General features: G+C 71.3%; 18 protein-coding genes. 12 read left to right on the top strand and 6 right to left on the bottom strand.

Translation table 11 applies throughout. The features are described 5' to 3' along the window. Positions 1–115 precede the first annotated feature (115 nt). Both HW130_RS16650 and serC read left to right on the top strand, forming a co-directional pair. Positions 116–652: an ATP/GTP-binding protein gene (locus HW130_RS16650; protein ID WP_256356121.1), complete on the top strand. Its 537-nt coding sequence runs from the start codon at positions 116–118 to the stop codon at positions 650–652. 82 nt (positions 653–734) lie between these two features. After that, positions 735–1,853 carry a phosphoserine transaminase gene (gene serC, locus HW130_RS16645; protein ID WP_177150357.1) on the top strand — a complete coding sequence of 373 codons (1,119 nt, stop codon included), beginning with the start codon at positions 735–737 and terminating at the stop codon, positions 1,851–1,853. A 76-nt stretch (positions 1,854–1,929) separates the two neighbouring features. Here the strand turns inward: serC and HW130_RS16640 are convergent, their stop codons facing one another. Continuing rightward, positions 1,930–2,295, bottom strand: a complete 366-nt coding sequence (locus HW130_RS16640; protein ID WP_177150356.1) for a hypothetical protein — start codon at positions 2,293–2,295, stop codon at positions 1,930–1,932. 214 nt (positions 2,296–2,509) lie between these two features. Here HW130_RS16640 and HW130_RS16635 point away from each other — a divergent pair, with 214 nt between their 5' ends. Both HW130_RS16635 and HW130_RS16630 read left to right on the top strand, forming a co-directional pair. Further along, entirely contained in the window at positions 2,510–3,151 is a 642-nt protein-coding gene (locus HW130_RS16635) for a Uma2 family endonuclease (protein ID WP_177150355.1), read from the top strand. 275 nt (positions 3,152–3,426) lie between these two features. After that, positions 3,427–6,645: an FG-GAP-like repeat-containing protein gene (locus HW130_RS16630; RefSeq protein WP_177150354.1), complete on the top strand. Its 3,219-nt coding sequence runs from the start codon at positions 3,427–3,429 to the stop codon at positions 6,643–6,645. Between the two features lie 72 nt (positions 6,646–6,717). Here the strand turns inward: HW130_RS16630 and HW130_RS16625 are convergent, their stop codons facing one another. Continuing rightward, positions 6,718–7,689, bottom strand: a complete 972-nt coding sequence (locus tag HW130_RS16625) for a WD40 repeat domain-containing protein (protein WP_177150353.1) — start codon at positions 7,687–7,689, stop codon at positions 6,718–6,720. A gap of 53 nt (positions 7,690–7,742) precedes the next feature. Next, positions 7,743–8,585 (bottom strand): class I SAM-dependent methyltransferase, encoded by an 843-nt coding sequence (locus HW130_RS16620; protein ID WP_177150352.1) that lies wholly within the window; start codon positions 8,583–8,585, stop codon positions 7,743–7,745. Positions 8,586–8,665: 80 nt separating this feature from the next. Between HW130_RS16620 and HW130_RS16615 the strand changes: the two genes are divergently transcribed. The 4 genes from HW130_RS16615 to HW130_RS16595 all read left to right on the top strand — a co-directional run bounded on the left by HW130_RS16615 (position 8,666) and on the right by HW130_RS16595 (position 13,148). Then, positions 8,666–9,253 carry a TetR family transcriptional regulator gene (locus HW130_RS16615; protein ID WP_177150351.1) on the top strand — a complete coding sequence of 196 codons (588 nt, stop codon included), beginning with the start codon at positions 8,666–8,668 and terminating at the stop codon, positions 9,251–9,253. Positions 9,254–9,849: 596 nt separating this feature from the next. After that, positions 9,850–10,545 (top strand): GDSL-type esterase/lipase family protein, encoded by a 696-nt coding sequence (locus HW130_RS16605; protein ID WP_375256543.1) that lies wholly within the window; start codon positions 9,850–9,852, stop codon positions 10,543–10,545. Positions 10,546–10,650: 105 nt separating this feature from the next. Continuing rightward, entirely contained in the window at positions 10,651–10,917 is a 267-nt protein-coding gene (locus tag HW130_RS16600; protein ID WP_177150349.1) for a hypothetical protein, read from the top strand. Positions 10,918–11,186: 269 nt separating this feature from the next. Further along, entirely contained in the window at positions 11,187–13,148 is a 1,962-nt protein-coding gene (locus HW130_RS16595; protein WP_177150348.1) for a YncE family protein, read from the top strand. A 79-nt stretch (positions 13,149–13,227) separates the two neighbouring features. On the opposite strand, the gene HW130_RS16590 is transcribed toward HW130_RS16595, so the two are convergent. Further along, the gene (locus HW130_RS16590; RefSeq protein ID WP_177150347.1) at positions 13,228–13,689 is read right to left on the bottom strand and encodes a hypothetical protein; all 462 of its coding nucleotides are present in this window, start codon (positions 13,687–13,689) and stop codon (positions 13,228–13,230) included. Between the two features lie 295 nt (positions 13,690–13,984). Next, positions 13,985–14,488, bottom strand: coding sequence for a carboxymuconolactone decarboxylase family protein (locus tag HW130_RS16585; protein ID WP_177150346.1), 504 nt, complete (start codon positions 14,486–14,488; stop codon positions 13,985–13,987). Between the two features lie 23 nt (positions 14,489–14,511). Between HW130_RS16585 and HW130_RS16580 the strand changes: the two genes are divergently transcribed. The 4 genes from HW130_RS16580 (at position 14,512) to HW130_RS16565 (ending at position 18,098) form a co-directional block, all read left to right on the top strand. Continuing rightward, complete coding sequence (locus tag HW130_RS16580; protein WP_218183580.1) at positions 14,512–15,036, top strand: MarR family winged helix-turn-helix transcriptional regulator; 525 nt, start codon at positions 14,512–14,514, stop codon at positions 15,034–15,036. A gap of 104 nt (positions 15,037–15,140) precedes the next feature. Beyond that, positions 15,141–15,734 carry a Uma2 family endonuclease gene (locus HW130_RS16575; protein ID WP_177150344.1) on the top strand — a complete coding sequence of 198 codons (594 nt, stop codon included), beginning with the start codon at positions 15,141–15,143 and terminating at the stop codon, positions 15,732–15,734. 95 nt (positions 15,735–15,829) lie between these two features. Next, on the top strand, positions 15,830–17,053 hold the full coding sequence (locus tag HW130_RS16570) for a PQQ-like beta-propeller repeat protein (protein WP_177150343.1): 1,224 nt from the start codon (positions 15,830–15,832) through the stop codon (positions 17,051–17,053). Positions 17,054–17,108: 55 nt separating this feature from the next. Further along, positions 17,109–18,098: an aldo/keto reductase gene (locus HW130_RS16565; protein ID WP_177150342.1), complete on the top strand. Its 990-nt coding sequence runs from the start codon at positions 17,109–17,111 to the stop codon at positions 18,096–18,098. Positions 18,099–18,230: 132 nt separating this feature from the next. Here the strand turns inward: HW130_RS16565 and thpR are convergent, their stop codons facing one another. Next, complete coding sequence (gene thpR / locus HW130_RS16560; RefSeq protein ID WP_177150341.1) at positions 18,231–18,800, bottom strand: RNA 2',3'-cyclic phosphodiesterase; 570 nt, start codon at positions 18,798–18,800, stop codon at positions 18,231–18,233. Positions 18,801–18,912 lie beyond the last annotated feature (112 nt).

Raw genomic sequence — 18,912 nt, 5'->3', positions numbered from 1 at the left:
AAGTGATCGCCAACTCTCCTATAGTGACCTCCACTTGATCAGCATGCAGCGGCTTCGACACTCCCCACCGCATCCCCGGAAGGCACCGTTCGATGACCGGCACCGACGAGAAACGATGACCTGCGCCGGGGCACAGCTCAGCGCGATGAAGATCGTGGTGGCCGGTGGTACCGGCACGGGAAGCACGACGATGGTGCGGTCCGTCAGCGAGATCCGCCCGCTGCACACGGAGGAGCCGATCAGCGTCCCCGCCGCCGTGCCGGGCCGGACGGTGACGACGGTCGCGCTCGACTTCGGGCGCCTCACCCTCGACGAGCGCACGGTGCTCCACCTCTTCGGCATGCCCGGGCAGGACCGGTTCCGCTTTCTGTGGGACCCGCTCATGGACGGCACGACCGGCGCCGTCGTCCTCGTCGACACCCGCGCGCTCGACGGCTCGCGGTACGCGATCGACTGCCTGGAGGGCCGCGACACGCCGTTCATCGTCGCCGTCAACGACTTCGGCGGTCCCTTCCGATCGGAGGACGAGATCCGCGGGGAGCTGACGCTCGGGCCGGACGTCCCCCTCGTCGAGTTCGACGCCCGGGACCACTCCTCCAGCAAGTTCGTCCTGATCGCCCTGCTCAAGCACCTCAAGGAGCTCGCCGGCTGATCCCGCAGCTCAGGGCCGCGCCGTCGTCTCATGGTCCGGACCGGGTCGGCGTCGGGCAGCCTGAGGGGATACGCTCCGGCTCGTGGCTGATATCCAGATTCCCGCTGACATCAAGCCCGCCGACGGCCGTTTCGGCGCGGGCCCCTCCAAGGTGCGTACGGAGGCGCTGGACGCCCTGGCCGCCACCGGCACCTCCCTGCTCGGCACCTCCCACCGCCAGGCTCCGGTCAAGAACCTGGTCGGTGAGGTGCGCGACGGTGTGCGCGAGCTGTTCTCCCTGCCCGAGGGCTACGAGGTGATCCTGGGCAACGGCGGCTCCACCGCCTTCTGGGACATCGCGACGCACGGGCTGATCGAGAACAAGTCCCAGCACCTGTCCTTCGGCGAGTTCTCGTCCAAGTTCGCCAAGGCCTCGAAGCTGGCGCCGTGGCTGGCCGAGCCGACGGTGATCTCCTCCGACCCCGGCACGCACCCCGAGGCGCAGGCCGAGGCGGGCGTCGACGTCTACGCCCTGACCCACAACGAGACCTCGACCGGTGTCTCGGCCCCGGTCAAGCGGGTCGCCGGCGCCGACGAGGGCGCGCTCGTCCTGGTCGACGCCACCTCGGGCGCGGGCGGTCTGCCGGTCGACATCGCCGAGTCGGACGTCTACTACTTCGCCCCGCAGAAGTCCTTCGCCGCCGACGGCGGACTGTGGCTCGCCGTGTTCTCCCCGGCCGCGATCGAGCGCGCCGAGCGCGTCCACGCGTCCGGCCGCCACGTGCCGGAGTTCTTCAGCCTGCCGACGGCGATCGACAACTCCCGCAAGAACCAGACGTACAACACCCCGGCGCTGGCCACCCTCTTCCTGCTGAACGAGCAGCTGAAGTGGATCAACGGCCAGGGCGGCCTCGACTGGTCGGTGCGCCGCACGGCCACGTCGTCGCGCACGCTCTACGGCTGGGCCGAGGCGTCGAAGTACGCGACCCCGTTCGTCGTGGACCCGGCGAAGCGCTCGCAGGTCATCGGCACGATCGACTTCGCGGACGAGATCGACGCGTCGGCGGTGGCGAAGGTGCTGCGCGCGAACGGCATCGTGGACACCGAGCCGTACCGCAAGCTGGGCCGCAACCAGCTGCGCATCGCGATGTTCCCGGCGGTCGACCCGGCGGACGTCGAGGCGCTGACGGCGTGCATCGACTACGTGATCGAGAAGCTGTAACGCGGACTGTACGGCGAAGGGCCCGGCGGCCGAACACCGCCGGGCCCTTCGCGTCACCCGTGCCCCCCTCGGGCCCTCATCCCATGTGCGCCTTGACGTGGTCGATGACCTCGTCGAACTCCTTGGTCGGCGAGAAGTCCAGGTACTCGCAGTCCTCCAGCGCCTCCGGCACGTGGCCGGCCGGCCAGTAGAAGGCCTGGCCCGCCTCGTAGATCTCGTCGCCGGAGGCGGTGCGCATCTTCAGCCGCCCGGAGAACAGATATCCCCAGTGCGGGCACTGGCACATGTCACCGGGCAGGCCCTTGACCGCCTCGGTCATGTCGGTGCCCTTGGGGAAGCGGACGAACGCGGCGGTCATGTCACCGCCGACCTCCGTCATACGGAGTTCCACGCCACCGCCTTCGATGGCTACGGGGGTGTCGTCGCGGGTGGCTGCCGTCATGTTTCCTCCACTGCCGAACGCGGTCCCGGCACCGGGTTCTCCGGCCTCCTCTCCAGTCTCGGCCCGGTGGCGCGAGGGGTCGACACGGGAGAAGACCCCCAGGTCAGCGGCAGCGGCGCGGTGATCACTCGAAGTATGACGATCGGCCTACCGAACACCTGGCGGCCCCGCGCCCTACGATGATGCTCTCGACACCAGCCACCAGGAGGCCCGCATGTCTGCCGCAGCAGTCGAGCACCCCTGTGACCCCTGTGACGGCGAGCCGCCGACGCTGCTCGAAGAGGCCAACCGCCTCATGGAGCTGCTTCCCGGCCACCGAGTCGAGATCATCGGAGGCATCCTCACCGTGACGCCCTCTCCGGACAGCGCGCACGCCAGGGCGCTCACCAAGATCATGCGTCCATTCATGCTGGCCGGACTGGACGGCGAAGGAACCGAAGTACTCCAGGGCGTGGGGTTGTGGCTTCCGGACGGCCCCGAGGATTACGCCATCCCCGACATGGCCATCGTGGATGCCGACATCGACGAGCACCTGATCCAGAACAACTACTACGACCCCGCCGTCTTCCGGCTCGTCGTCGAGGTCACCTCCAGCAACTACCGCAACGACCTGCGGAACAAGGTCACCGCCTACGCCCGGGCCAAGATCCCGGTCTATGTGATCGTCGACCGCAAGCACAACCGCGTCCATGTCCTGACCGAGCCCCTCCCCGACGGATACGACAGCCACGAGGTCTACGCCCCCGGCCAGCAGGTCACTCTCCCCGACTCCATCGGCGCCGAGGTGAAACTGGACGTTGCCGAGGTCCTCAAAGCCGGGCAGCGCCGGGCCCCGGACAAACCCGTCACCGACTGAGCCGCCGGAAGCGCCGCACCGCGAGTGGCAGGAACACCGCCGTGATCGCGAGCGGCCACACCACCGCTGACCGCGCTCGGGGGCATGGGCCTGTGGGTACCTCCGGCTCGGGTCCGGTCGGCGGTCCGACGCGGACAGCGGTCAGCCCTTGAACAGGTTCGAAACCGTATGTCGTGCGGTGATCCCTCCTGCTACTGTCGCCCTGCTCGCGCAGGGACGAGCGGCGGTTCCGTGAGCGCCCCCCCTGCGTCGATCGCCCTGGGGAGGGACTTTTCGTGATTCGTCCGCTGAACAGGCGGGCCACGCGCCACCAGCGCGCGCTCGGCCGTATCGCTCTCACCGTCACGCTTGCCGTGACCGCCGGAATCGGCACCGCCGCGGGGACGGCCGTCGCCGAGATCCCCGGCGCGGCCGCCGATCCCGTCGTCATCAGCCCGGGCGCACGCTTCGTGCCCCGCGCCACCATCGTCCTGAACGCCGGCGAGACCGGCTTCCTCACCGCCCAGGAGGGTGACGACCGCCTCCGCTGGATCGACTACGCCACCGGCACGACGACCGTCCTCGACCACCGGCTGCCCGAGCCGCTCGCCTACGACGTGGACAACTTCCGCTTCACGAAGTACCCGGCGGACTTCGGCCACGGCTCCGACACCGTCGCCCTCTACACGGAATCCCCGGCCCCGCACGTGACGCTCCAGCAGCGGGCCGGCGGCGGACCGTCGGCCACGGTCCCGATCCCGGAGGGCCAGTCGTACGTCGCGACCTACGGCGACACCGTCATCACCCGGACCGGTGCCGCGAACGCCGTTACCAGCCTGCACCTGCTGCGACTGGAGAACGGCGAGGTGCGGGACCGGGAACTGGAGGGCCTGCCGGTGGGGTGGAACCTCACCATCAGCGAGGGCGACGCCCGGTCCGTGGCCGTCCGCGGCATCAAGTGGGAGGACAGCACGATGTCCCAGGGGTGGTGGGTCGTCGACCTCGCCACCGGGAGCCTGAAGGCGCTCTCCACGCAGGGTGAGAGCGTCTCCTTCGACCGGGACACCGTCTTCCACCTCGGCGCCCCGTCAAGCTACGCCGCCCAGGTGTACCGCCGTGACGACCTGGACGCGGAGCCGACCACCCTCGACCTGCGGGACGTGGCCTACGACGACATCGTCCGGCGCTTCGGCGACGGCTTCGTCACCGTGTCCCCGCCCAACCCGGGCAACAACGAGTACCGGGGCAACCAGCTCGTCCTGCGCGACGCCACGGGGAGCCGGCATTCGCTGCTGGCCGTCGCCTCCCCCTCGGTGCACCGCACGCCCGACGGCTCGCTCCTGGTGGCCGGAGCGGAGGAGAGCACCGCCTACGGCGCACTCGACTGGGGGTACTACCTCTTCACCCCTGCCGGGGACGGCGTCACCCGCAAGCGCCTCGCGGACATCGAGGACCGGGAGGCCAAGCCGGCCGGCATCTCGCTGGGCAGCGGCATCCTCACCACGGCCGACGACTCGCAGTACTACAGCCCGGGCACCTACATCGGTGGCTATCGGAGCACCTGGCTGAAGACCGCCGGCCGTCCGGAGGAGCTGAACTCGACCGTCGACGGCCTCGTGTCCGGCCGGGACGCCAACTGCAGCCCCTCCGAAGGCATCTACTGCGTGACCATGTTCGCGAGCGGCGACGGCCATCACGGCCGCAAGGCCGCGACCGAGCAGGACGTCACCATGCTCTACCGGAACGGCGCCGCCTCGTGGGGTCCGAGGGTGACCTCCGGACTCGGCAGCCCGGAACTCGTCGACCTCTCCGGCCGGTTCGGTGTCGTGAACCAGGCGTGGGGCGGCCAGCAGGCGGTCCTCCACTTCAAGGACGCCGACACCGGGAGCGTGCTCCTGAAGCGGGAGCCGGTCGCGGCCTCCGTCTGGGGCAACACGCTGTGGAGCGCCGACGGCGGCTGGGACGACCCCAGCTCGGACGTGCCGACCACGGTGGCGGCGAAGAACCTGTCGACGGGTGCCGCCGGTGAGACCTTCGACGCGGGTTGCGTCCCCCGCGAGCTCCAGGCCGTGGGGCGCTGGGTGTACTGGCAGTGCGACGACTCCTGGCCCAACTACAAGGGCGGCGGTGTCTACGACCGGCAGGCCAAGCGCTCCCTGAGGCTCGGCACCGACTCGACGCTGCTCGGCGACGGCTACCTGGTCCGCCGCTCGGACACGGCCGGTCTCACCCTCGTCGACCTGCACAACGGCCTCCCGGCCGGCGGCACGGAGGCGGACCTGCCCCAGCGGGTGGTCGCCAGCGCCGCCGAGCTCGGAGACCGGACCGGGCGCCGGTCCGGGTGGACCGTCGACCGCTTCGGTGGTCACGTCGCCTACACGGGCGAGGACCGCCGGGTGCGGATCGTCCCGTCGGGCGTTCCGGCCTCCCGGATCGCCGTCATCGACGCCGACACGCCCGCCATGAACATCAAGGCGGGCGTGTGGAAGCCGCGTTGGTGGCTGTCGAAGCCGGCGGCCTCGTGGTCGCTGACGCTGAGGAACAAGGCGACCGGGAAGACCGTCCGGACGCTCTCCGGCGGGGAGGCCCGGGGACTGGTCGCGCCGTCGTGGGACGGCAAGGACGCGGCCGGGAAGTACGTTCCGAACGGGGCCTACACCTGGGCCCTGACCGCGAAGCCCGCCGACGGCGTCCAGGCGGATCTTTCCGTCCTCGGGACGGTGCCGGTGACCGGCGGTGCCGCCGTGTGGCGGGACATGGTCGGCGACGACGGGTTCGGCGACCTGCTGGCGATGGACACGACCGGGGCAGTGTCGCTGTACCGGGGTACCGGTACCGGTGCGCTGTCGTCCCGTATCGCCGGGTCGGGCAGCAAGTTCGCCACCGATTCCGTGCTCGTGCCCGTGGGGGACGTGGACGGGGACCGGTGCGCCGATGTGTTCGTGCGGGTGGGTGACCAGCTGCGGGCCCACCGGCCGGGCTGCGGGAAGATCGTCACCGCCTCGTCGCCGTACACACTGATCGGTGCCGGCTGGGCCCAGTACGACCAGTTGACGTCGCCGGGTGACGTGAACGGGGACGGGTTCGTCGACCTGATCGCACGTAAGGCGTCCACCGGTGATGTGTACTTCTATGCCGGCACGGCTGATCACCGGCTGAAGGCCCGGGTGCGGATCGGGACGAACTGGAAGCTGTACAAGCGGATCGTCGGGGCCGGGGACCTGAACGGGGACGGGCGCGGCGACCTGCTCGGGCTCGACTCAGCCGGTGTGCTGTGGCGGTATTACGGGACCTCCACCGGTGGCGTGACCACGCGGGTGCGGGTCGGCGGCGGGTGGGGCGGTTACTCCGCTCTCGTCGGAACCGGTGACCTGTCCGGTGACGGACGCGCCGATCTGCTGGCGCGGGACACCGCCGGGAAGCTGTGGCGGTACGCCTCCACGGGGGCCGGTACGTACGGCGGCCGCGTACTGATCGGCACCGGTGGCTGGAACGGATTCAAGGGCCTGTTCTGACGCCGAGGTGAGGGGAGTTCGCCGTCGGCGCAGTGACTGCGCCGACGGCGAATTCCGTCCGAACGAATCGGCCTAGCCGCGCCTGCGGCGGCGCAGGGCGAACACCAGCAGCGCACCTCCGCCCAGCACGAGCAGGCCGTACGTCGTCACGTCGGCCTCCTCGTCCCCGCCTCCGGCACCGGACGCCTCGCCGCCGCCGGGCCGGGCCGAGCCGCCGCCGGAACCCTCTTCCTCCCGCGGCAGCTCCACCCGCTCGACGGTGCTCTGCTCGCCCTCCGTGCCGAACAGCAGCGCCTTGCCGTCGAGCGTGTACGTCACCGACTCCGCCTGCCCCTGGATCGGTGCGCGCACCCGGTGGTCGGCGCCGAGGCGGCCGTTCTCCCAGGCGTAGCCGCGGGCGCTGAAGTACGAACGCAGCACCAGCTCCTCACCGTCCGGGGAGAACGCGCCGTCGGTCACCCACGGCACCTCGCCGATCCGCCGGAAGGTGTTGGTCCCCGAGGCGCTGAGCCGGGCCGGGCCCTCGTAGAGCCCGCCGCCCTCCTCGTTCTTCGAGGCGATGTACACGCGGCCGGTCTTCGGATGCACCATCAGGGCCTCGGCGTTGCGCGGCCCGTCGGCGTACTTCACGACGAACTGCGTGGCGTGCACCGTCTGGTCGTGCAGCCGCGACGGCTCGCGGAAGCGGTAGATCCACACGTGGTCCCAGCCGCCGTCGAGGTTGTCGCCGATGTCGCCGACGTAGACGTTCCCGTCCGCGCCGACGGAGACAGCCTCCATGTCCCGAGGTGTGCCCACGCCTTGCAGGGTGATCGTGGCCACCGTCTTCCCGGTCGCCGAGTCGACGGCGAAGACGCGGGGCTCGTCCTGGTCGTTGTGCGTCCAGTAGATCCCTGGGTGCGCCCGGCTCGCCGCGAGTCCGCTGGACTCGGTGATCCTCGGGTCCTCGATGGTGAACCTGCCGTCCTCGTCCGCCCCGGCGGGCACGGCGGCGGCGAGGACGAGCGCGGCGGCGAGGCCGGTGACGTACGGAAGCGAACGCATGCCCCCAAGCCTGCCACCTCCTCCGCCGGCCGCCAGGACGCGGAAGAGGCGCCCTACGGGTGCACGCCGGTGACCAGCCAGGCCGTGCTGCGCATCCGGACCGCGCCGTCCCTCTCGTACGCGCGCAGGACGTCCACGAGCTCGCGCCGGGCCCGCTGCCCCGTGGCCTCGTCGACCTGGGCGAGCAGATGCCGTCCGGGCCCGGAGCCCATCAGGAACGCGGTGGCGTCCTCGGCGTCGCTCCCCCACCTCCCGTCCGCCTCCACCCGCTCGACGGCGACCCCGCCGAACCCCGCCCCCGCCAGCACCTCGTGGACGCGACCGGGGTCGGCGAGCGAGAACATGCCGGGCCCGCCGGTCACACCGAAGCCGCCCAGGGGCAGCAGGCCGCGCAGCCGGGCGAGGGCCTGGAGCCACTCGTTGTCCTCGGCGGCGGCCGCGACGACGAACGCGGCGCGGCCGCCCGGCCGCAGGCCGGCGCGGATGTTGGCGAAGGCGGCGACGGGGTCGGCGAAGAACATGACGCCGAACCGGCTGATGGCCACGTCGAAGGCCCGGCCCTCCAGCGGATGCACCTGGGCGTCACCGCGCTCGAAATCCACGTTGCCGAGGTTCTCGGCGCGGGCCGAGGCGCGGGCGCGCTCCAGCATCGGGGCCGACAGGTCGAGGCCGGTGGCCCGGCCGCCGGGCGCGCACCGGGCTGCGAGACGGGTGGTGGCCCCCGCCCCGCAGCCGATGTCGAGGACGGTGTCATCGGCGAGGATCGCGGCGGCCGCGAGCAGGGGCTCGTCGAACCCCTCGTTGACGGCGTCCCAGCGCTCCTGGTGACGGGCCCAGTGGGCGCCTTCGTCACCGTTCCACGCCTGCTCCTGCTCGGTATTGACGACGTTCTGCACGGCAGTGCCTCCCGACTAGTATGGGCGTACGCCCAAACAGTATGGGCACATGCCCATACTGTCCACTGGAAGGGAACCGGATGTCACCGCGTGGAGTCGCCGTACCCAACGCCCGCGAGCGGCTGTTCGCCGCCGCCGAACGCGTCGTCGCGGCGGCCGGCCCCGGCGCCCTGACCAGCAGGGCGATCACCGACGAGGCGGGCTGCTCCAAGGGCCTGCTGCACGCGCACTTCGCGGGCGGACTGGACGAGTTCGTCGCGGAACTGGTCCTGGACCGCTTCGCCCGGACGGCCGCGCTCGCGGCGGACCTCCCGGCCCACGCGGGCACGGACACGGTCGCGGCCAACCTCACCGGCGTCGCGTCCGCCCTGCTCACCGCCACCGGCCCGGTCGTCTCGGGCCTCGCCCTGACCCGCCCCGGCGCCGCCGAACGCTTCCGCGACGCGATGGCCTCCGGGGCGCCGGGCTTCGCCGCGATCCAGGAGTCCGTCACCCGGTACCTGGACGCCGAGCGGTCCCTCGGCCGCGTCCCCGCGGACCTGGACACGGCCGCCGCGGCACTCGCCCTGGTGGGCACGGTCCACCACCTGCTGATGACGACGTGGCCAGGCGCGCCGGACCCGCGCGAGCAGGTCGAACGACTGGTGGCGCTGCTGACCCGTACGTGACCTCACGGGACCGGACCGGTCGCGGGTTCGGTCAGCGACCCGGACCGCCGGTCGCCCGAACCGTCAGCGCCCCGACGGCTCCCACACCGCGCAGTCGTGCGCGAACAGCACCCGCGCCGGGTCGAAGCCGGCCAGCCGCTCCACCCACGCCGGGTACGGCGGGAGCGGCTGCGCCACGCCGTCACGGGCGGCCCGCCGCGCGAGGCCGACCGCACCCAAATCACCCGCGGTGTCATACGCCTGCCCGGCCGGCACGTATGCCCCGCCGAGGTGCTCGACACCAGGGACTGGTGCCCCAGCGCCTCGACGAGCGGTCTGCGCCGCGGCCGGTACCGCGCCCCGACACCGTCGTGCTGCGCACCGACCCCTGTGTCGAAGAGGATCAACTCGCTGTCGGTGCACACCGGATACGCGAGGACGGGCTCGACCCGAGGATGCGGGCCGCCGCCCGCCTCGTCAGCCGAGCGGACGAAGGAGCCGAGATGGAGCCGGTGCACCCCGGTGTCGGCCGCCATCGCCCCGTCCTCCCCTTGCGGGTCGGGGCCGTGTCCAGCCTCACATCGCAGATCGCTGACGGGTTACCGACGAGTTCGGCGATGATGACGCCCATGCGTTTCCTGTTCGTCGGCGACTCCATGACCATCGGACGCGCCGGCGACTACAGCTGGCGCTACCGGATGTGGCAGCACCTCACCTCCCTCGGCGAGCCGTACGAGATCGTCGGCCCGCGCACCACGCTCTACGACACGGAGGCGAACGCCCCCGTGTCGACGGCGTACGCCGACCCGTCCTTCCCCGCCGAGGCGCGCCGCCACCTGGCGGGCTGGGGCGAGGGCTGGCTCCACATGGCCCCCGTCATCGGCGAGACGGTCGCCGCTCACCGGGCGGACATCATCCTGGCCTCCCTCGGCCTGATAGACCTCGGCTTCTACACCAGCAGCGACCAGACGGCCGCGAACGCACGGGAGTTCATCGCCCAGGCACGCCTCGCCGACCCCCATGTCCGCATGGTCCTGCTCCCGGTCATCCCCAACGTCCGCGCCGAGTCCGACGCCCCGTTCGCCGCCGAGTGCGACCGCTTCAACGTGCTCCTCGCGAAGGCGGTCGCGGACCTGGACACACCGGCGTCCCCGATCCTGCTGGCCTCGCGCCCGCCGTCGTACGACGTCCATCGCGACACGTACGACGGCACCCACCCGGGCCCGACCGGCGAGCACAAACTGGCGGCCGCGTTCGCCGACGCGATGCACCAGGCATGGGGGCTGGGCCGACCGTACCGGGCGACGGCCTGAGGGGTACGGTGCGGCCGGGGGACGCCGAACCGGAAGGGCACGCAGACGGACTCCTCCCTGCTGGAGGAATGCGTTCTGGGCGAGACAAAGGCCGGGGCGGAGGAGTTGCTCCACGTCCGCGCCTTCTTCGGCCCCTTCGCGCAGGCCCAGTACCCGGACTACGAGTCCACCCGGGACGCGGGTCGATCCGGAAACAACTTCTCCTGGGCCACCGCCAAGTGCCCCGGCACCAGCGCCCGCGCGCTCTTCACGGTCTCCGCCACCCAGTACACGGACGAAGAGGTCGAGGACTTCGCCCGGTCGGCGCTGACGGAGTTCGCCGAACGCTCGGCGAAGCAACACGGCTGCACGGACCTGAAGCTCCCACGCTGACGCGGGGTCGGCGTTCCGCCTCAGTCCTCGACCTGCGCCTCCGTGAGTCCCGCGCCGTCGGCCGACCGGACAAGTGCGCCTTCGCACGTAGGGGGATTCCGGCCGCGGGGAGACCTCACGCGGCGGCCCCGCCGGACCACATGTCGGTGGCATGACTTACTCTTCGCTCACTCGCCACCCGCGGCACACAGGTCGTACACATCGGCTGTCACCTGTCGGATGCCGCGGCGGCACCATATCTTTTTCGTTCCGGGGGGTTCGAAATCACCGTGCGTATGCGCACTCTCCCGGCCGCCACAGCGCTGGCGGTCCTCTTCAGCTCGGTGGCGCTCGTCGCCACACCGGCGTACGCCGACACAACCAGGCCCATCGCGGTCTCGGACGCGGACGACACTGTCGTCGACGGCGTCCACCAGCGCCTGTACTTCAGTGACAGGTACCAGAACAAGATCGTCGTCACCGACTACACCGGCACGGTCGTCACCACGCTCACCGGGCTGCCCCAGGTGCGCGACCTCGAACTGAGCCCCGACTCCGGCACGCTGTACGCCGCGGTCCACGGCGCAGACAAGATCGTCGCCTTCGACACGGCGACACTCACGCAGACCGCCGAGTACCCGACCGGCGACAGGACCATCCCCTCCCGGCTCGCCCTCGCGGGCGGCAAGCTGTGGTTCGGGTACGGCGACCAGTGGGACTCCGGGCTCGGCGCGGTCGACCTGACCGCCGAGACGCCCACCGTGACGCTCGACCTGGCGGCCGGCCACGACTGGGCCAGCCCGCCCATGCTCTACGCCGACCCCGACAACGCGGGCACGCTGCTGGCCCTCGACGGCGGCATCAGCTCCGCCCCGATCGTCGTCTACGACATCTCCTCCGGCACTCCGGTCGTCCGCGTCTCCGCCGAGAAGGGCGGGTTCTACAACGACGCCGCCCTCACCCCGGACGGACAGTCGGTCGTCGTGGCCGGCCCTGGGAAGCGGGCGCTCACCGAGTACCGCCTCTCCGACCTGGAACAGGTGCGCACATACCCGGTCCCGGACGAACCGGAGACGGTCAGCGTCGCTGCGGACGGCACGGTCGCGGCGACCGTCCTCGATGTCGACGACCTGGGCGATACGTACGTGTTCAGCGGCGGTCCCGACCGGCCCGCCAGTATCCGCAACCTGTCGCACAACTGGATGCCCTGGTTCGGGCACTCGATGAGCTGGTCGGCCGACGGCGGGAAGCTGTTCGTGCTGAGCGGGTCCAACGACTCCACCCGGTTCCACGCCGTCGACGAACCCCGCAAGTACCTCGGCACGCTGAAGGTCGACGCCCCGGCCACCGCCGCCCGCGCCAAGTCCCTCACCGTCAAGGGCTCGCTCGCCTCCGCCCTCGCGCTGCCCGCCGGGACCCCGCTGAACGTCACCCGCACCGACATCGAGTCGCCGGGCGGCAAGTCGCTCGGCACCAAGGCCCTCGGCACCGGCGGCACGTTCTCCTTCACCGACGTCCCGCCGGCCGGCGGCAAGGTGAAGTACACGGTGAGCTACGCGGGCGACGCCTCGCACATCGCGGCGACCGCGTCCGACACCGTCGACGTCTCCCGGGCCACGCCCACGCTGACGCTGAACAACAACGGCAAGGTCTACGCCCACGGCACCGACGTCGACTTCGCCGCGCACCTGGGCACGACGTACAAGAACCGCACGGTCGAGATCTGGGCCGACCCGTACGGCGCGGACAAGCCCAAGCGGCTGGTGAAGAAGGGAACGGTCAACGCGAACGGCAACCTGTGGGTGACGCTGGACATGTCCCGCGACACCACGCTCACCGCCGTGTTCGCCGGCGACGCCCGGTACGCGCCGAGGTCGGTCAAGTCCACGGCGTACGCCAAGGTGCGGGTTTCTACGGCGCTGTCCAAGCACTACAAGACGGGCAAGATCGGGTCCACGACGTACCACTACTTCCACAAGAACACCGACGTCATCTCCACGACGACGATGAGCTACCACACCGGCCGCAAGCAGCGGCTCGAGCTCCAGGTGTACTACGACGGCAGGTGGGTCAGCGGCGCCACCGAGTACTTCGCGCTCGGCACCAACGGAAAATCGGTCGTCAACCTGGGCCATTCCGGCAGGTCCGGCATCCGTGCCCGGGTGCGGTCGTCGTACATCAACGGCACCTCCGGTGACACGGTCAACTCGACGACGCACGGCGCCTGGAAGTACATCTACTTCTCCAACTAGCCCGCGGCGACCGGTCGGACCGGGCAGGCCCGCGCGTGCGAGGACCTGCCCGGGACGTGATCCCGGCCGGCGTCCGGCGTCAGAAGACGAACGGCCCCGGGTTCTGCGGCGACGTCGCCGTGCACTGCACCGTGACGCCGAAGACCACCACCGTCAGGGACGTCGCCTCCAGGCTGTCGCCCGAGGCGACCGTGCCGTTCAGCGGGCCCGTCGAGACCGCGCCGCCGGCCGGGATCGCCGGGTTGGCGTTACCGGTGAACGTCGTGGTTCCGGAGCCGTTCTTCGTGAGGGTGAGCGTGGACTCGACCGAGTTCTCCGAGAGGGCGATGGGCGCGGTGATCGCCTCCGTCGAGACCTCGATCGTGGCGGCCGTGCCGTCCTGCGTGGCCTTGAGCGTCGCCGTACCGGAGCCGTAGGAACCGCAGTCGAACGACAACGTCGCCGTCTCCGGCGTCACCCGAGGCGCGGCGTATGCCGTGGTCGCGGTCGCGAGCGTGCCGGTGGCGAGCAGGGCGGTGAGAAGCAGGGTGCTGTGTTTCATGGGGGGATCCCGCCTTCGTGTGGGGGTCACGGGCTGGCGGACGTCATTGCGGCACGGAGGTCCCAAGAAGGGAAGGGGCACACTCCGGCGCGCCCCCACAACGGCCGGAATCCGCCCTCGCCACAGGAGCGGCTAGGGTCTTTCGTTTGGATCAGGCCGGATCAGAGAGCGGGGGCTGGTGCGTGCGATCGCAAGGCGGAGGAGGGAGACAATGGCGGAGCCATGGCGACCGACGACAACGCGGCGAGCGTGCGTGCCAGGGCCCGCGAGCCTGGCATGATCCAAACGAGAGGCCCTAGGCGCGCACCAGCCGGTTGGCGAGCGTCGACATCGTGTACGTGCCGATGCCCATGACCACCTCCAGGGCGTTCTGCGCGGTGAACCCGTGGGCGAGGAAGGCGCGCAGCCCGGCGTCGTCGACCGCGCCCGCCGTGCGCAGCACCTCCAGCGTGAACTGCCGTACTCCTTCCAGTCGTTCGTCGGCCAATGGGCGCTGTTCGCGCAGCGCCGCGATCACGTCGCGGTCCGCGCCGAGCGCCCGCAGCTTGCCGGTGTGCATGGCGATGCAGACATGGCAGTCGTTGCGCACGGCGACGGTCATGACGACGGTCTCGCGGGCGAGCGGTTCGAGCGTGGTCCGCTCGAAGGCGGCGCTGAGCGTCAGGAACCCGTCGAGCAGGTGGGGCGAGGTCGCGAGCCGGGCGACGGCGGCCGGCAGGTGGCCGAGCCGCTGGGCGGTGGCCTCCATGGCGGGACGGGAGGCGGGCGGGGCGGTGGCGAGGGTGTGCTCGACGAACATGACCGGCTCCTACAATGGACAACATGGTTGACGATCCCGATGCCGAAAACGTAAACCAGGTTGTCGAAGTGCGCAAGGCGGTTTCCGAGACGCCCGGTTACGAACTCCCGCTGCTCCTCTTCGCCGGGTTCCGCTCGCTCATCGACAAGCTGCATGCCGAGCTCGCCGAGCAGGGGCATCCCGACGTGCGGCCCGCGTACGGCTTCGCCATGCAGGCGATCGGCCCGGCCGGCGCGAGCGCGAGCGACATCGGACGGAGGCTGGGAGTCACCAAGCAGGCGGCCGGCAAGACCGTCGACCGCCTGGTCACGCTCGGCTACGCGGAACGCGCCGACGACCCCGCCGACGCCCGCCGCAAACTGATCCGCCTCACCCCGCACGGCCTGGACGCCCTGGCCCGCTCGGCCGCGGTCTTCGACGAACTGCGCGCGGAGTGGGCGGCGTCGATGGGCCCCGACCGCCTGCGCGACCTGGAGGACGCCCTGCGCACCGTGACCGGGCCGGAGAGCTTCCGCCTGGACGCGGCGGGGTGGCTGGGCGGCGCGTGACGGCAGCGGTGTGACGGCAATCAAGGGCGTGACCCGGTCACCGTGCGTATCGTTGTCCTGCGCGGCTGCGTGCGTTCGAGCGGCAGCCGGGGAGGAGCGCCACGATGACCGTCGCAGATGTCGTAGAGACCGACAGGATCGACATGGCCGAAGACAACGACGAGCGAACCTTGGACGAGATGTTCAGGTGGCTCGAATCCGCCCCCGAGGGATTCAAGGTCGAGGTCGTCGAGGGGGCCGTCTTCATGTCGCCGCAGCGGGACAACCACTGGGAGATCATCGCGGATATCTACGAGCAGTTGCGGACCAAGTATCCGCGCAAGCGCGTGAAGTCCGACGTGCGCGTCGACTACCCAGGCCACCTCAACGGATTCGCCAGCGACGTGACCGTCATGGCGGAGGGCGCGAACAAGACACCCGAAGGCCGCTGGCGCTATCAGGACGTCGAGTTCGTGGCCGAAGTGATCTCCAAGGGCACCGGCCACAACGACTACGGCCCCAAGAAGGCCGCGTACGCCGTCGCCCAAGTTCCCGTCCTCCTGATCGCCGACCCGTACCAGGGCAAGGTTCACCTCTACACCGATCCCAAGGACGGCGACTACACCACCGAGACCACCGTCGCCTTCGGCACCGACGTCGACCTCACCCACACCCCCGTCGGCCTCACCCTCACCACCTCCGAATTCCCCCGCGAATAGCGGCGGTTGCGGCTCCACCCGGCTCGGGCGTTACCCTCCGGAGACGGCATCCCCCCACGCACGTCTCCGCCGCCCCGCGTCCGATGGAGTCCCACGTGGCCGATGACATACCGCAGTTGACCGTCACGTCCCAGGAGGCCGGCCGCCTGTGGACCCTGCGGGCCCCGGCCGGGACGCTGCTCGGGCCCGTCGTCGCGGGCGGCGCCGTCTACGTGCCCCTGGCGGGGGGCCGCATCGCCGCCCTCGACGCGAACAGCGGTCACCTCCTGTGGTGCAGCAGGCAGCTCACCGATCCCGGCACCCGCGCCCTGGCACGGGCGGACGACACGATCGTGCTGCCCGTCCAACGGGACACCGAGCGCAGCGCGTTCACCGCCCTGGACGCCGCGACCGGCGAGGTGCTCTGGACGCGGCGCAAGAGCGCACTGAACAGGTTCGCGACCGCCGGTCCCACCGTGGTGCTCTGGGGCGAGGCCGGAGAGGACCGCGGCAGGATCGCCGGCGTCGACGCGCGGACCGGCGAGACCCTCTGGGAGGACGAGTTCAGCCGGATCTGGGGCCTGCTGGTGCGCGGCGTACGCGTCGTCCTGGACGTCGGCGGGCTCCGCGCCCTCGACACCCGCACCGGCGAGGAGCTCTGGAACCAGCCCTCCGCCGGATACGGCTCCCTCATCCGGCCCGCCGGCCCGAACGACGCCGCCCTCTTCCACAGCTGGAGCACCTCCGCGGTCCTCTCCGTCCGCGCCACCGGCACCGGCGAGGAGGTGTCCCGCACCCGCTTCCCGAAGCGGACCGTGCAGCGCTTCACCTACGACCCCGTACTCCTCGACGGGGGCCGCGCCCTGTTCTCCGCGTCCCTGAAGCGCGGGGCCCTGCTGTACGCGTACGCGGGCCGGGACACCGCCGAACCACTCGCGACCCCGCGCCTCGGCTGGTGGCGCTTCACGTCCTTCAACGGCCCCGCCGCCTGCGTCGGCGACCGGCTGTACGCCGTCACCTGGCGCGACCGGCTCTACGAGGCCGACGCGAGCGGCGGCCGACGCGGACTGCGTCCCGTCCCGCTCACGGCGCCGGACGGCCGGACGCTGCGCCGTCCGTCCGAGCCGGTCGCCGGACCGGGGCACCTGTTCGTCGGCGGGAAAGAGGCGGTCGCGGGCGTCGTCGACGGGGAGGTCCGCTGGGTCGTGCCAACGAACCTGTGGAGCAACACCCCCGTCCCCCTCGGCGCCGACCGGGTGCTGTTCCTGTCCCGGAGCAAGGACGGCACCACGGCCCGACTGCACTGCGCGGACGCGGACACCGGCCGCCGCCACCCGTGACACCGGGCCGCGCGCCCTTGCCTGGAGTGGACTCGAAGCAGTTGGCTTGGGATCCATGAGGTACACGCAGCTCGGACGCACCGGACTCAAGGTCAGCCGACTCGTCCTGGGAACGATGAACTTCGGGCCCCAGACCGACGAGCCCACCAGCCACACCATCATGGACGCCGCACTCGACGCGGGCCTGAACTTCTTCGACACCGCCAACGTCTACGGCTGGGGCGAGAACAAGGGCCGCACCGAGGAGATCATCGGCAACTGGTTCGCCAAGGGCGGCGACCGCCGCGACAAGGTCGTGCTCGCGACCAAGGTCTACGGGAACATGGCCGCCGACGGCGACCCGTGGCCCAACCACGACCGGCTCTCCGCCCTCAACATCCGCCGCGCCGTGGACGCTTCGCTGAAGCGGCTGCGGACCGACTACATCGACCTGTACCAGTTCCACCACATCGACCGCCGCACCCCCGTCGAGGAGATCTGGCAGGCGATCGAGGTCCTGATCGGGCAGGGCAAGATCCTCTACGCCGGCTCCTCCAACTTCCCCGGTTGGAAGATCGCCCAGGCCAACGAGACCGCGCGCAGGCTCGGCTCGTACGGGCTGGTCAGCGAGCAGTGCCTGTACAACCTCGCGGAGCGTCGCGCCGAGATGGAGGTCATCCCGGCCGCACAGGAGTACGGCCTAGGGGTCATCCCCTGGTCGCCGCTGCACGGCGGACTGCTCGGCGGCGTGATCAAGAAGGAGAGCGAGGGGGGCCGCCGCACGAGCGGCCGCTCGGCCGACGCGCTCGCGAACTCGGCCGTGCGCGAGAAGGTGCAGGCGTACGAGGACCTGCTCGACAAGCACGGTCTGGAGCCGGGCGAGGCGGCGCTGGCGTGGCTGCTGACGCGCCCCGGCGTGACCGGCCCGATCGTCGGCCCGCGCACGGCCGGCCAGCTGGAGTCCGCGCTGAGGGCGGTCGAACTGGAGCTGTCCGAGGAGGTCCTCACGTCCCTGGACGAGATCTTCCCGGGGCCGGGGCCGTCGCCGGAGGCCTTCGCCTGGTGACGCCGTCACCGCGCCGTGGCGGCCGTGACCGGGCTACTTGCCGGCCAGGGCCGCCACCGCGACGATCACGAACATCAGCACCAGAACGGCGGCCATGATCTGATTCCGGGTCTTCGGGTTCACCCGTCGAGGTTAACCCGCGGGCCTCAGCGGCCAGGAATCGACCACCTCGTAGCGGGGGCCCGCGCCCGGCACGCCGCCGCCCGGGAGGTTGCTGCGGACCAGCGAGAGCTCCTCCACGTGCCAGGGGGAGCCCTCGAAGTCGTCGAGCGCCTCGACGTACGGGCGCAGGTCCGTGTCCTCACGGGCGCGGGCGATGGTCAGGTGGGCGTGGTAGCTGCGGTGCTCGTTCATGTCGATGCCCGAGCGGCGGGCGGCCGCGTCGGCACGCTCGGCGAGCAGCCGCATCGCGTCCAGCCCGCCGGCGGCCCCGGCCCACAGGGCGCGCCGCCCGAAGCGCCCGCCGCGGTGCAGGCGCAGGGGGAACGCCTCGGTCCGGTGCGCGGCCCGCGCGAGGCGCTCCCGCAGCTCGGGCACGAGCTCGTCGCCGACCTCCCCCATGAACGCGAGCGTGAAGTGCCACCCGTCCCGCCCGGTCCACCGCAGCCGGTCGGCCCCGGCCATGCTGCTCAACCGGTCGACGGCGAGCCCGAGTTCGTCGACGGCGGGGTCGGGCGGGAGGACGGCGGCGAAGAGTCTCATGCGCCCAGTGTGCCGCGTCCCCCCACCCGGGGGCTCGGCCCCCGAAGCCCCCGCGCCTCAATCGCCGGCGGGGCTTCTTGCGCGCGGCGCTCGCGTTGGGACTCCGCCCCAG

The sequence above is a fragment of the Streptomyces sp. PKU-EA00015 genome, assembly GCF_013387495.1.
GTDB lineage: Bacteria > Actinomycetota > Actinomycetes > Streptomycetales > Streptomycetaceae > Streptomyces.
The sequence above is the reverse complement of the archived record's forward strand: the minus strand, read 5'-3'. Positions and strand labels throughout refer to the sequence as shown.